General features: G+C 62.3%; 13 protein-coding genes. 7 read left to right on the top strand and 6 right to left on the bottom strand.

Features of this window, described 5'->3' with window-relative positions; genetic code table 11:
* Positions 1-2: 2 nt before the first annotated feature.
* The 5 genes from doeB (at position 3) to NCR93_RS18155 (ending at position 5004) form a co-directional block, all read left to right on the top strand.
* Positions 3-1025 (top strand): N(2)-acetyl-L-2,4-diaminobutanoate deacetylase DoeB, encoded by a 1023-nt coding sequence (gene doeB, locus NCR93_RS18175; RefSeq protein ID WP_175979461.1) that lies wholly within the window; start codon positions 3-5, stop codon positions 1023-1025.
* Between the two features lie 4 nt (positions 1026-1029).
* Positions 1030-1509, top strand: coding sequence for an Lrp/AsnC family transcriptional regulator (locus NCR93_RS18170; RefSeq protein WP_175979575.1), 480 nt, complete (start codon positions 1030-1032; stop codon positions 1507-1509).
* A gap of 195 nt (positions 1510-1704) precedes the next feature.
* Positions 1705-3183 carry an NAD-dependent succinate-semialdehyde dehydrogenase gene (locus NCR93_RS18165; protein ID WP_250532269.1) on the top strand — a complete coding sequence of 493 codons (1479 nt, stop codon included), beginning with the start codon at positions 1705-1707 and terminating at the stop codon, positions 3181-3183.
* Between the two features lie 47 nt (positions 3184-3230).
* Positions 3231-4649, top strand: a complete 1419-nt coding sequence (locus tag NCR93_RS18160) for an aspartate aminotransferase family protein (protein WP_175979459.1) — start codon at positions 3231-3233, stop codon at positions 4647-4649.
* Positions 4650-4770: 121 nt separating this feature from the next.
* Positions 4771-5004, top strand: coding sequence for a hypothetical protein (locus NCR93_RS18155; protein WP_008353048.1), 234 nt, complete (start codon positions 4771-4773; stop codon positions 5002-5004).
* Between the two features lie 64 nt (positions 5005-5068).
* Here the strand turns inward: NCR93_RS18155 and pqqA are convergent, their stop codons facing one another.
* The gene (gene pqqA / locus NCR93_RS18150; RefSeq protein ID WP_008353049.1) at positions 5069-5143 is read right to left on the bottom strand and encodes a pyrroloquinoline quinone precursor peptide PqqA; all 75 of its coding nucleotides are present in this window, start codon (positions 5141-5143) and stop codon (positions 5069-5071) included.
* A 468-nt stretch (positions 5144-5611) separates the two neighbouring features.
* Positions 5612-5845, bottom strand: a complete 234-nt coding sequence (locus tag NCR93_RS18145; protein ID WP_008353051.1) for a DUF2795 domain-containing protein — start codon at positions 5843-5845, stop codon at positions 5612-5614.
* 121 nt (positions 5846-5966) lie between these two features.
* Here NCR93_RS18145 and NCR93_RS18140 point away from each other — a divergent pair, with 121 nt between their 5' ends.
* A complete protein-coding gene (locus tag NCR93_RS18140; RefSeq protein WP_008353052.1) occupies positions 5967-6203 on the top strand; it encodes a hypothetical protein in 237 nt (78 codons plus the stop codon).
* A 9-nt stretch (positions 6204-6212) separates the two neighbouring features.
* On the opposite strand, the gene NCR93_RS18135 is transcribed toward NCR93_RS18140, so the two are convergent.
* Complete coding sequence (locus NCR93_RS18135) at positions 6213-9134, bottom strand: bifunctional diguanylate cyclase/phosphodiesterase (RefSeq protein WP_175979458.1); 2922 nt, start codon at positions 9132-9134, stop codon at positions 6213-6215.
* Positions 9135-9310: 176 nt separating this feature from the next.
* Positions 9311-10297, bottom strand: coding sequence for a GlxA family transcriptional regulator (locus NCR93_RS18130; RefSeq protein ID WP_175979457.1), 987 nt, complete (start codon positions 10295-10297; stop codon positions 9311-9313).
* A 120-nt stretch (positions 10298-10417) separates the two neighbouring features.
* Here NCR93_RS18130 and NCR93_RS18125 point away from each other — a divergent pair, with 120 nt between their 5' ends.
* Positions 10418-11107 carry a DJ-1/PfpI family protein gene (locus tag NCR93_RS18125; protein ID WP_175979456.1) on the top strand — a complete coding sequence of 230 codons (690 nt, stop codon included), beginning with the start codon at positions 10418-10420 and terminating at the stop codon, positions 11105-11107.
* A gap of 50 nt (positions 11108-11157) precedes the next feature.
* Here the strand turns inward: NCR93_RS18125 and NCR93_RS18120 are convergent, their stop codons facing one another.
* The gene (locus NCR93_RS18120) at positions 11158-11580 is read right to left on the bottom strand and encodes a GNAT family N-acetyltransferase (protein ID WP_008353060.1); all 423 of its coding nucleotides are present in this window, start codon (positions 11578-11580) and stop codon (positions 11158-11160) included.
* Positions 11581-11594: 14 nt separating this feature from the next.
* Positions 11595-12326, bottom strand: a complete 732-nt coding sequence (locus NCR93_RS18115; protein WP_175979455.1) for an ABC transporter substrate-binding protein — start codon at positions 12324-12326, stop codon at positions 11595-11597.
* Positions 12327-12330 lie beyond the last annotated feature (4 nt).

Genomic DNA, 12330 nt, shown 5'->3' with positions numbered 1-12330 from the left:
CGATGCGCGCGTCACCGATCAGCCCGACCGTCGACTTCGATGCAGAGGGCGAACAGCACGGCTTTCTGAAGCTGCCGTATTCGCGCAACGATTCCGCGTGGGGCGCCGTGATGATTCCCGTCACCGTGATCAAGCGCGGCGACGGACCGACCGCGCTGCTCACGGGCGGCAATCACGGCGACGAATACGAAGGGCCGATCGCGCTGGCGAAGCTCGCATCGACGTTGAAGGCAAGCGACGTGAACGGCCGCGTGATCATCGTGCCGTTCATGAACTATCCGGCGTTTCGCGCGGGTTCGCGCACTTCGCCGATCGACGCGGGCAATCTGAATCGCAGCTTTCCGGGCAAGCCCGACGGCACGGTGACGGAAAAGATCGCGGATTACTTTCAGCGTCATCTGTTGCCGCTCGCCGATTACGTGCTCGATATCCACGCGGGCGGCCGCACGCTCGATTTTCTGCCGTTTGCGGCCATTCATGTATTGAACGACGGGACGCAGCAGTCGCGTTGCGAAGCCGCGATGCGTGCATTCGGCGCGCCGTATTCGATGCGGATGCTCGAACTCGACAGCATCGGTCTGTATGACAGCGCGGCCGAGGAAGCGGGCAAGGTGTTCGTCTCGACGGAACTGGGCGGTGGCGGTTCGTCGACGGCGAAGAGCGTCGCGGTGGCGGAGCGCGGCGTGTACGGCTTTATCGCGTATGCGGGCATCATCGAGAAGGAGGTGGTTCGCGGCGAAGCGCGCACGACGACGTTGCTCGACATGCCGGATGGTTCCTGCTACACGACGAGCGAGCATACAGGCCTGCTCGAAATGTGCCGCGATCTCGGCGACATGGTGAGAGCGGGCGATGTGCTTGCGCGCGTGTATGACGTTACGCGCACGGGCGCGACGCCGGTTGAATATCGCGCGAAGCGTGACGGACTGCTTGCGGCGCGGCATTTTCCGGGCCTCGTGCAGATGGGCGACACCGTGGCCGTGGTCGCGGATATCGTCGAACGCAACATTGCCGTGAGCGTGTAAGTTGATCAAGCTCGACCGCTACGATCTGGCCATTCTGCGCATTCTTGCGCGGGATGGCCGCATAACGAAATCGCGCCTTGCGGAAGAGGTCAATTTGTCGATCTCGCCCGCGTGGGAGCGTGTGAAGAAACTCGAAGACAGCGGGCTTATCAAGGGCTATCGCGCGGATATCGACTGGACGGCTGCTTTCAAGGGCAGCCGTATCGTCGTTGAGGTGACGCTTTCGCGTCATACCGCGCAAGATATGCGGCGCTTCGAGGAGCGCATCGCGGCGGCTTCCGAGATCGTGCAGTGTTATGCCACCGGCGGCGGCGTGGATTACGTGCTGCACGTCGTGTCGCGGGATATCGATCACTATCAGCGGTTCATCGATTCTTTGCTCGTCGAAGAGTTGGGTATCGAGCGGTACTTCACTTATATCGTTACGAAAGTCGTGAAGAATAGTACGGAAGGGCCGCCGGATTGGGTTGACGATGTGGTTTAGTTATTTTTTGGTTGCCGGATCCCGTATTTGTGTCGGCTCGGGGAAGCCCAAAAAAAACGCAAAAAGAAGCACAGAAAAAACAGAAAAAACACCCACCGCCCGAGGGCAATAACAAAAAACTCCATCGCGGCAACGCCCTTAAAGTGGACCCATCGAACCATGCAAATCAAGCACGCTTTGAGCAAGGAGACGAACATGCTGCTGGGCCATCCCGTTCTATTCAAATCCCTCTGTTATGTCGACGGCCGCTGGATTCACAGCGACAGCGCCGCATCGATTGCAGTAACCAATCCCGCCGATCAGAACGTCATCGGCCATGTCCCGATGCTCGATCAGGCGCAAATCGTCGCGACGATCGATGCCGCCGATCGCGCATTCCAGTCATGGCGCTGGATGCCGCAGCAAAAGCGCAGTGCGCTGCTCCTGCGCTGGCATGAACTCATCATGCGTCATCAATCGGACCTTGCCGGCATTCTGTCGCTCGAGCAAGGCAAGCCGCTCGCGGAATCCAAAGGCGAAATCGCCTATGCGGCGAGCTTCGTCGAATGGTTCGCGAACGAAGCGAAACGCCTGGCGGGCCGCACCATTCCGACGCATATCGATGGCGCGCATCTCGGCACCGTGATGGAACCGGTCGGCGTCGCGGCATTGATCACGCCGTGGAATTTCCCCGTCGCGATGATCACGCGCAAGGCCGCCGCCGCGATTGCCGCGGGCTGCACCGTCGTCGTGAAGCCCGCGCATGAAACGCCGTTCTCCGCGATCGCACTCGCACAACTCGCCGAAGAAGCAGGCTTTCCGCCGGGCGTGTTCAACGTCGTCATCGGCGAGCCACACATGGCGATGGAAACGCTCGTCAGCGATACGCACGTGCGCGCCGTGAGCTTCACGGGGTCGACGCGCGTCGGCGGTCTCGTTGCGAAGACGGCAGCGCAGGCGGGCATCAAGAAGCTCGCATTGGAACTGGGCGGCAACGCGCCTTTCATCGTGACGGAAGACGCGGACCTGGAACATGCCGTGCGCGTTGCAGTGGGCGCGAAGTTTCAAACCTCGGGGCAGGATTGCTGCGCTGCGAACCGCATTCTCGTCGCGCGTCCGCTTTATGAACGGTTCGTCGAACGCTACACGGAAGCAGTGAAAGCGCTGAAAGTAGGGACGGCCTTCGAAGCAAATGTCGATGTCGGTCCGCTCATGCATCAGGCCGCATTCGATGCGACCGTCGCTCGTGTCGAGGATGCAAAGGCGCAAGGCGCGCGCATCACCGTCGGCGGCAAAGCTCATGCGCTCGGTGGCTGGTTTTATGAACCGACCGTCGTCGCCGATGCCAGACCGGGCATGCGTATCTACGACGAAGAGAACTTCGCGCCGATCTCCGCGGTCTCGCCGTTCGATACGCTCGACGAAGCCGTGACGCGCGCCAACGACACCGAATACGGCCTCGCCGCCTACGTCTGTGCGACGCGCATCGACACGATCTTCCAGCTCGTGCGCCGACTCGATTTCGCGATGGTGTCGGTCAACGGCGTGAAGTTCACCGGCGCGCCGATTCCGTTCGGCGGCATGAAGGCATCGGGCCTCGGACGCGAAGGCGGCGCGGAAGGCTTCGAGCCCTTCGTCGAAACGAAATACTTTTGCCTCGGCAATCTCGGCCTGCCGCTCACGAGCGCGGCCTGAAGACCTATCCTCAGAGACACGCAGTACCGCATATCAAGGAGAAGCACATGACCCAGCAGAATCAATCGCTCGAGCAACTGTTCGCCGAAGACCGCGCGCACTTCATGCATCCGTCCACGCATGCACACGATCACGCGAGCGGCGCGCTGCCCGGCAAGATCGTCACGGGCGCGAAGGGCATCCGCATTCAGGATCATCAAGGTAAAAGTTATATCGACGCATTCGCGGGCCTCTATTGCGTGAACATCGGCTATGGCCGCACCGAAGTAGCCGACGCAATCTATGAGCAGGCGAAGAAGCTCGCGTATTACCACACGTATGTCGGTCACTCGACCGATACGATCATCGAGCTGTCGTCGCGCATCATCGACTGGTCGCCCGAGGGCATGAAAAAGGTGTATTACGGCATGTCGGGATCGGATGCGAACGAAACGCAGATCAAGATCGTCTGGTATTACAACAATGTTCTCGGCCGTCCGAACAAGAAGAAGATCATCTCGCGCGAGCGCGGTTATCACGGATCGGGCATCGTGACGGGCAGTCTCACGGGTCTGCCGAGCTTTCATCAGAACTTCGATCTGCCGATCGACCGCGTAAAGCACACGGTTTGTCCGCACTGGTATCGCAAGGCGCCCGCCGGCATGAGCGAAGCGCAATTCACCGCGTATTGCGTCGATGAACTCGAAAAGCTGATTGCGAAAGAAGGCGCGGATACGATCGCTGCATTCATCGCCGAACCGGTCATGGGCACGGGCGGTATCATCGCGCCGCCGCAAGGTTATTGGGAAGCTATCCAGGATGTTCTGCGGAAGCACGACATTCTTTTGATCTCCGATGAAGTCGTGTGCGGCTTCGGCCGTCTCGGCTCGAAAATGGGCGCGCAGCACTTCGGCATCAAGCCCGATCTCATCACGGTCGCGAAGGGCCTGACGAGCGCCTATGCGCCGCTGTCGGGCGTGATCGTCGGCGAGAAGGTGTGGGACGTGATCGAGAAGGGCTCGCGGGAACATGGTCCGATGGGACACGGCTGGACGTATTCGGGGCATCCCATTTGCGCGGCTGCTGCTATCGCGAACCTCGATATTCTCGAGCGCGAAAACCTGACGCAGAATGCCGCCGATGTCGGCGCGTATTTCCAGCAGCAATTGCACACGGCTTTCGATTCGGATCCGCTCGTCGGCGAAGTGCGCGGGGCAGGCATGCTCGCGGCGCTCGAATTCATGGCCGACAAGGACGCGCGCACGCCGTTCGACGCCGCGCTGAAGGTCGGCCCGAAGGTATCGGCGGCAGCACTCGAACGCGGCGTGATCGCGCGCGCCATGCCGCATGGCGATATCCTCGGCTTCGCGCCGCCGCTCGTCACGACGCGTGAAGAAGCGGACGAAATCGTCGGCATCGTGAAGCAGGCCGTGGATGCGGTGGCGAACGAAGTTATCGGCTCGGCACTCGCTACGCAAGCGATCTGATTCTCTTGAGTAGCGGTATGGGTAGTTGTGTTGGCAGAGGCTCGCGAAGCATTGCGGGCCCTTTTTGAAGGAACGTGCGTTGCTGAGTAATCTTCGGTGCCCCATCGAAAGGAGATTCACGATGAGCGAGAGCGAAGAGAAACGCCATCAGCAACCGCATTCCGCGCCTCACCCGAATGCAGCGGAGATCGAACCGGAGAACCGTCGGCTCGATCAGCATCCGCATCAGACGGCGGAAGTGCCTTATGGATCGGGCAATGAGCCGGAAATTGCAGGAAAGGGCGGGCTTGACGCACAGAACGCAGATCTTCCCGATCCCGCGAACGAACAATCCAGGACGCCGGGCAAAGATTGACGCATCGATTCGACGCGCCCATAAAACAAAACGGCCACTCAGGTGGCCGTTTTGTCATTTCCGATTAGCGCGTCGCGATATACATCGTGATTTCAAAGCCGAAGCGCATATCCGTGAAACTCGGGGTTTCCCACTTCATAGAGCCTCCTTGTGCAATGATTGGCCAGACGGATGCCGGGCCATTGCGCGGTTCTTCTGCTGCAGGCGCCGTGCAAAGCCGCGCATCCCAACTCGACGCACTTTAGATGCTAGCGCGAGAACAGGTATGACACGATTGGAAATTGCACCGGCGTTCATTTAAATTTTTTATAGCGGTCTCGGGCGATTGCCCGAATCGTCAGGTGTCGTGCCGATCTTGTCAGGATCATGGACCGGGTCGGGTTCCATTGCCTCTCCCGGCCGAGGGATTACCCGGTCTGCTTCAGCAGGGTCGATATTGCTCAGATTATTGCCTCCGGGCGCACGCGGCTTGTCGTGCGTATCGGGAGCTGCGGGTTTTTCGGCCATTACATTTTCCTCGTCAAATACGTGCCTTGCGGAAAGATCGAAAGCGTGGGGCGGCAGGATTGAATGCCGCATTGCGGAATAAGCGAAAGTTATGTCGCTGTTACTCGACGCGCGTGGCTTCGCGCAGCACCGCATCTTCGCTGTCGAAATTGCGATCGGTCATTTTGTTGAGCACGGCCAAGACCTCGCCGTCCGCGCCATTGCTTTTCGCGAGCGTCAGAAGTTTTTCCTTGCCCATCGGATAGTCGGCGCCCTTCAGCACGCGCGCGATTTCTTCCGGGCGCGGCTCATCCGGATGCCGGTGATTCTGCGAATGCGCGGGATGCTGTGCCATTTCCGCCTCCTTTTCGATTCGACGATAACCCTGACGATTCAGCAACGCGCGTACCCGTCACCGGGATCGGTTGATGCTGAATTGTCGATACGTTCCAACCGAAATCGAGGCGAGACATAACATGGCTATTGCAGCAGACCGCATCTCCGACACCGAAGTCAAGGTCGGCGAGATCATCTATAGCTTCGACACCAAGGCAACTGCCGATGGCTTTCAGCAATGCCTCGGCAGCGACTCGGTCGAGACCTGCGCGAAGAACCACGCGCCGGTGTCGACACGCGCCGTGGCCGATGAGAGCGGTGCGCCGAAGGGCGAGCCGGGCAGCATCATTTCACCGTCGCTGGGCGGCATGCCTTGATGCACGCGGCTACAGTGCCGCGCTTGCCGTCGTCGCGCGCGGAGCGAGCGCGGTGCGTGTGAGCGCGTCGAGCGGCAGCGGCTTGTCGAAGAAATAGCCCTGCGCCTGCGCCGCGCCCATGTCGCGCAACACGGCGAGCGTCGCCGCATCTTCGACGCCTTCCGCGACGAGCGTCAGATCGAGCGATTCCGCCATGCGCACGATCGCGCGCACGATCGCACGGCTGCGCGGGCTTTCGGTCAGTTCGAGAATGAACGACTTGTCGATCTTGAGGCCGGTGAACTGGTATTGATGCACATAACTGAGCGACGAAAAACCCGCGCCGAAATCGTCGAGCACGACAGACATGCCGTTGTCGGCCAGTCGCTGCATGGTGCGCCGCGCGAGATCGGGCTCGGCTACGAGCGCGCCTTCGGTAAGCTCGAGGCACACGCGCGACGGCGAGACGCGATAGCGACGCAATAGCGCCAGAACGTCATCGGCGAATTCGGGGCGCGTCATGCTATAGCTGGAGCAGTTCACATGCACCGGCGGCCAGTGCGCGAAGCGCGCATTCGAGAGAATCGCGGCAACGCGTTCGAGCATGTATAGATCGAGTCTGCCGATGAGCCTCAAGCCTTCGACCGAAGGAAGAAATTCACCCGGCCCGACGATATGGCCATCGGGTTGATGCCAGCGGATCAACGCTTCGAGCGCGACGATCTCACCGCTCTTTACGTCGACGATAGGCTGGAAATAAGGCAGCAGTTCGTCATCGCGCTTGATCGCATTGCGCAATGCGCCCTCACGTTCCACCTGGTCCGACACCTGACGTCGCAGTTCCTGATTGAACACGACGAAGCTGTCGCGTCCCGCATTTTTCACGCGATACATCGCGGTATCGGCGTCGCGCAACAGGTCGGCGGGCTCGGTATGGAACTGGCTGTCCGCGCTCACGATGCCAATGCTGCACGACGAAAACACGACATGCTCTTCGATGTGAAAGGGCAGATCGAACGCGGCCAGAATACGCTTGGCGATCGATACCGCATCGCGAACGTGTGCATCCGGGGAGAGCACGGCGAATTCGTCCCCGCCGAGGCGCGCGAGCAGATCCGTCGAACGCAGGCAATCGCGCAAGCGCGCCGCGGCCTGAACCAGCAGCATGTCGCCGAAGTGATGGCCGAGGCTGTCGTTCACGACCTTGAATCGGTCGAGGTCGATGAACATCACCGAGAGTTGGTCGCCGCGCGTCTGATAGTCCTGCCATGCGCAGCGCAGCTTGTGCATCAGATGGCTTCGATTCGGCAAGCCCGTCAATGAATCGTGCGAGTTCTCATAAAGCAGGCGTGCGTTGACATCGTCGAGTTCGCGCGTGCGCGCCTGGACCCGCGCTTCAAGTTCGAGGTTCGCGGCATGCAGCGCTTCGGCATCGCGCCGACGCGAAAGCGCCGTATCGATATGCCGCGACACGAAGGTGAGCAGTTCCTGATCGCGCAGCGAATAGCGCACGAGCGGCGAATAGCTTTGCACGGCGAGCACGCCGCGCACGACATCGCCATCGAAGAGCGGAATGCCGAGCCACGATCGCAGACGCACTTCGCTATGCTCGATCTCGAACGCGCCTTCTTCGATGAGACGCAGCGCCTCCGCATGATCGATCAGCCGCGCGCGCCGCTCGCGGATCACATATTCGGTGAGGCCGCGTTGTCCGCGTCGCGGCGCGGGGCGCTCCTGCACGATTTCATCGACGTAATACGGGAACGACACTTCGTCCGTTTCCGGTTCGATGAGTGCGATATAAAAATTGCGCGCGTAAAGCAATTCGCCGACGATCCCATGCAGGCTGCGCAAGAACTCCATCATGTCGCCGGGACGGCTCGACAATTCTGCGATCTGGTAGAGCGCAGCTTGCAGATGCTCGGATCGTTCGCGCTCGGCGATGCCGTGACGCAGCGCCGCGTTGAGCTTCGACAGTTCGGACGTGCGGTGCGCGACCTGCTCTTCGAGATCGGCGCGATGCAGGATGCGGTCGAGCGCCATCGCCACATGTCGTGCGACGACCAGAAAGAGCGCGCGGTCCTCGACGGTATAAATGCGCGATACGTCATAGACCTGCATCGCGAGCATGCCGAATACTTCGTCGCTCGCATTCTTGAGCGGCGCGCCCATCCAGAACTCGGGGCGGTCGCCGATGCAATAGAAATGGCCCGCGCGCTCCGCCGCGCAAATATCCGCGGCGGTGATGAAAAGTGGCTGCGCGCTCGTGAGCACGCGACCCGTCATCGAAAGACGTTCCGGATTCAGGATGTCGTAGTTTTCGGCCGCGACGACGTCGGTATCGATGACGTCGACATAATACGGATACGTGATCTTGCCCGTCTTGCGATCGTAGAGTGCGAGATAGAAGTTCTCCGCGTCGATGAGCGTGCCGAGCCGTTCATGCACGCCGCGCAGAAAATCGGCGCGCTCGGGCACGGAACTCGCCAGATAGGCGATTTCATAAAGCACGCGCTGCGTGAGTTGCGCGCGTGCGAGGGCATCGGCCTGCACGCGCTCGCCGAGCGTGCGCGCGAGTTCGGCGAGATGCGCGTCGTCGCGATGCGTGACCGGCGCGAGCAGCCAGCCGAGCACGCTCTCGCCGCGTCCGGTCGGCCAGCAGTGCCAGCCGTTATCGATGCACACCTCCGTCAGGCGTTCCTCGGCGATGCCATGCGGCCATTCCTGCGCATCGGGAAGCGCTGCATCGCCGCGCCGCTCGAGATGCAACTGCTCGCCCGCGCGATACCACGCCCATTGCTGCGGGCAGCCCATCGCGGCGGCCTCGCGCAGCAATGCGTCGATCGATGACGCCACGCTCGCGAAAATCTTTTCATCGGTCGCCGCCACGGTTGCAGGCTCGACCGCGGTTGCGCGGGCAACCTGCGCGTCGTACGCGGGAAACACACTCATCGGCGCTCCAGGCCATATTGCCGCCACGTCGGGCGGGTCTCGTTCAGCGACTGCGCTCGCACGCTGCTCCGGGCGCGCGTAACAAGCAAAGGCTCTATATGGGTAACGGCACGGAGCATACAGCCTTGAGCATGCGGTTCAAAAAAAGCCGCTCGTACCGGAATGCATACGGGCATTCATGCCGGATGCGCGGTTTGGACGCGATCGTGCCCGGTAAATCTCTCGCGATACGCCTGCGGCGACACGCCCAGCGAACGCAGAAAACCGCGCCGCATCGTTTCCTCGGTGCCGAATCCGCAGCGCGCGGCGATGCGCTTTACGGGAAGCGCCGTATCGCCGAGCAGGCGGCGCGCGGCTTCGAGGCGCATGCGTTCGACCGAGCGCGCGGGCGTCATGCCGGTTTGCGCGCGGTAATGGCGCACGAAGCTGCGCTCGCTCATGCCGACACGCGCGGCAAGCACGCCGACCGAAAGATCCGCCGCGAGATTTTCAGCGATCCACGCATGCAGCTCGCCGAAACGTTCGCCCGACTTCTGCAACGACAGCGCCGCGCTGAACTGCGCCTGCCCGCCGGGGCGCTTGAGGAACACGACGAGATGGCGCGCGACGTCGAGCGCGAGCGCGCGGCCGAGATCGTCTTCGACGAGCGCAAGCGACAGGTCGATGCCCGCCGTGACGCCCGCGGATGTCCATACGTCGCCGTCGCGGATGAAGATCGGATCGGGCTCGACGTGGATCGCCGGGAAGCGCGTGGCGAGTTCCCCGCAGCGCGTCCAGTGCGTCACGGCGCGGCGTTCGTCGAGAAGGCCGGCGGCGGCAAGCAGAAACGCGCCCGTGCAAACGGACGCCGTGCGCCGCGCGTGCGCCGAACGCGCGCGCACCCAATCGACCAGTTCACGGTCGTGCACCGCTTCGTGCACGCCCCAGCCGCCCGCGACGATCAGCGTGTCGCACGCTTCGCTCGCATCGGGCAATGCCTCGCCGACGAGCCCCAGTCCCGCCGACGCGTTCACCGTGCCGCCCCGCGCAACCACGCGCGGCTGATACGGCCGCTGCAAGCCCGCCGCGACCGCCAGGTCGTTGGCGGACGCGAACACCTGCAACGGGCCCGCGACGTCGAGCAACTGCACGTTGGGGAAGGCGAGCACGTCGATGGTTCGCATGGCGTTTTCCACGAAAGACAAGTTGGCGTAAAACGTGGGTTATGTGTCGAGTTCGCCATAGCGTAGCGGCGTAGCATCGGTTCGTCCACACGAAAAACACGCTCGATCAAGGAGAAAACGATGACGCTACATATCGGCCTGTTGCTGTTTCCTCGCGTGCAGCAACTCGACATGACCGGCCCCTACGACGTGTTCGCGCACATGGCCGACACGAAGGTGCATCTCGTCTGGAAGACGCGCGAGCCCGTCCGGTCGAGCGCCGGCATGATTCTGACGCCCGACGTGACCTACGCGGATTGCCCCGTGCTCGATGTGCTGTGCGTGCCGGGCGGTTCAGGCGTCGGCGATCTGATGGAAGACGAGGAAACGCTCGCCTTTCTCCGCGAACAGGCGGCGGGCGCGCGCTACGTGACCTCGGTTTGCACCGGCTCGCTCGTGCTCGGCGCGGCGGGGCTTTTGCGCGGCAAGCGTGCGACGACGCACTGGGCGTACCACGATCTGCTCCGGGATTTGGGCGCGATTCCGGTGCACGAGCGCGTGGTGCGCGACGGCAACCTGTTTACGGGCGGCGGCATCACGGCGGGCATCGATTTCGCGCTGACGCTCGCGGCCGAACTCGTCGGCGAGCACGAAGCGCAGGCGATTCAATTGCAGATGGAATACGCGCCGGCGCCGCCGTTCGACTCGGGCGATCCGGCGCGCGCGCCCGCCGCGGTCGCGAACGATGTGCGCGAGCGTTGCGCGCCGTCGCTGGCCGCGCGCAGTGCGATCACGGCGCGTGTCGCGGAACGGCTGAAATCGCATGCTTAATTCAAAATGCGCTTTGGTCTCATGCATGCGAAATGCAAAACGCCAAATGACTAGAAGCGCTTTTGCATGAAGTAGCGCGGCTGACCCGCATGAAAATCCGCGAGTTCGCCGAAAAGCTCGTAACCACAGCGCGCGTAGAGGGCGCGCGCTGCGGGGTTGACCGTATCGAGCCACGCGGCGCGGCATCCTCGTTTTTTCGCTTCGCTTTCGGCGGCTTCGAGCGCGCGTGCGCCGAGTCCGGCGCCGCGCGCGTCCTCGCGTATCCACAGCCATTTCACGAAGAGCCAGTCCCACGCCGTGTAGCCTGCGAGCCCGCCCAGAAAGTCGTCATCGCGATAGAGCGACACCGCCAGATCGCGTTGATGGCTCGGCCCGAGTTGCGCGCGATTGAACGCGGCAAGCCCGCCCGCGACGTCGCGCTCGAACGTCGCGTCGATCCAGTCGGTGATGGCGAGCGTGACGCCGGCGTTCATCGACGCGTGAGCGATTACGCTGCCGGGGCAACCGATGCCCCCTTGATACCGTGCCGTGCAAGCGCAGCGGCGACGAAGCCCGAGCGCTTCAAATCCTCCACGAAGTCGCGCAGATAAAGCGCGGCTTCGTCGCCGCGGCGCTTCGGCAAGCCCATCGCCTGCTGGATCACCATGAAGCGTCCGTCGAGCAGGCGCAGTCCGGGCGTGCGTGACGCGTCGGCTTCGAGTTGCTGCTTCACGCCCGCGGCGACTTCGAGGCCGTCACGCAGGAAGGCTTCGACGACGGCCTGCGACGACGCCGTGCGTACGATCTGCGCATGCCTGATCTCGCGCGTGAGAAAGAGGTCATACGCGCTGCCCTTGCCGACCATGATGCGATTGCCTTCGCGATCCACATCTTCATTGCGCGTGAGCGGCGATGCCTCGCGCACGAGATAACAGCCTTCGATCAGCACGTACGGCGCGGTGAACGCGATGCCCGCACCGCGCAGCGGATCGATCGCGAAGAAGCCGACGTCCGCGCTTTCGTTCGTGACGGCTTCGACCGATTCGGCGGCCCGGTCGAACGACGTGAAGGCGACAGGCACGCCGAGCCGCGACGCCAGCTCGCGCGCGATGTCCACCGATACGCCGCCCGGCTCGCCGCTGTCGGTGCGATGCGCGAGGATCGGATTGCCGAGATTGATCGACGCGCGCAGCGTGCCGGTCGGCGCGAAAGCGTTGAGCAAGGAAGAAGAAAGAGTCATGGTG

The organism is Caballeronia sp. ATUFL_F1_KS39 (assembly GCF_023630985.1).
Classification (GTDB): Bacteria; Pseudomonadota; Gammaproteobacteria; order Burkholderiales; family Burkholderiaceae; genus Caballeronia; species Caballeronia zhejiangensis.
Note: the sequence above shows the minus strand (reverse complement) of the source record. Positions and strands in the feature narration are given on the sequence as shown.

Coding starts and splice junctions, on each gene's coding strand:
- NCR93_RS18160 (WP_175979459.1), top strand. CDS start 3,231: ATGACCCAGCAGAATCAATCGCTCGAGCAACTGTTCGCCGAAGACCGC.
- NCR93_RS18130 (WP_175979457.1), bottom strand. CDS start 10,297: ATGCGAACCATCGACGTGCTCGCCTTCCCCAACGTGCAGTTGCTCGAC.
- NCR93_RS18115 (WP_175979455.1), bottom strand. CDS start 12,326: ATGACTCTTTCTTCTTCCTTGCTCAACGCTTTCGCGCCGACCGGCACG.
- NCR93_RS18145 (WP_008353051.1), bottom strand. CDS start 5,845: ATGGCACAGCATCCCGCGCATTCGCAGAATCACCGGCATCCGGATGAG.
- NCR93_RS18155 (WP_008353048.1), top strand. CDS start 4,771: ATGAGCGAGAGCGAAGAGAAACGCCATCAGCAACCGCATTCCGCGCCT.
- doeB (WP_175979461.1), top strand. CDS start 3: ATGCGCGCGTCACCGATCAGCCCGACCGTCGACTTCGATGCAGAGGGC.
- NCR93_RS18140 (WP_008353052.1), top strand. CDS start 5,967: ATGGCTATTGCAGCAGACCGCATCTCCGACACCGAAGTCAAGGTCGGC.
- NCR93_RS18135 (WP_175979458.1), bottom strand. CDS start 9,134: ATGAGTGTGTTTCCCGCGTACGACGCGCAGGTTGCCCGCGCAACCGCG.
- NCR93_RS18165 (WP_250532269.1), top strand. CDS start 1,705: ATGCTGCTGGGCCATCCCGTTCTATTCAAATCCCTCTGTTATGTCGAC.
- NCR93_RS18120 (WP_008353060.1), bottom strand. CDS start 11,580: ATGAACGCCGGCGTCACGCTCGCCATCACCGACTGGATCGACGCGACG.
- NCR93_RS18125 (WP_175979456.1), top strand. CDS start 10,418: ATGACGCTACATATCGGCCTGTTGCTGTTTCCTCGCGTGCAGCAACTC.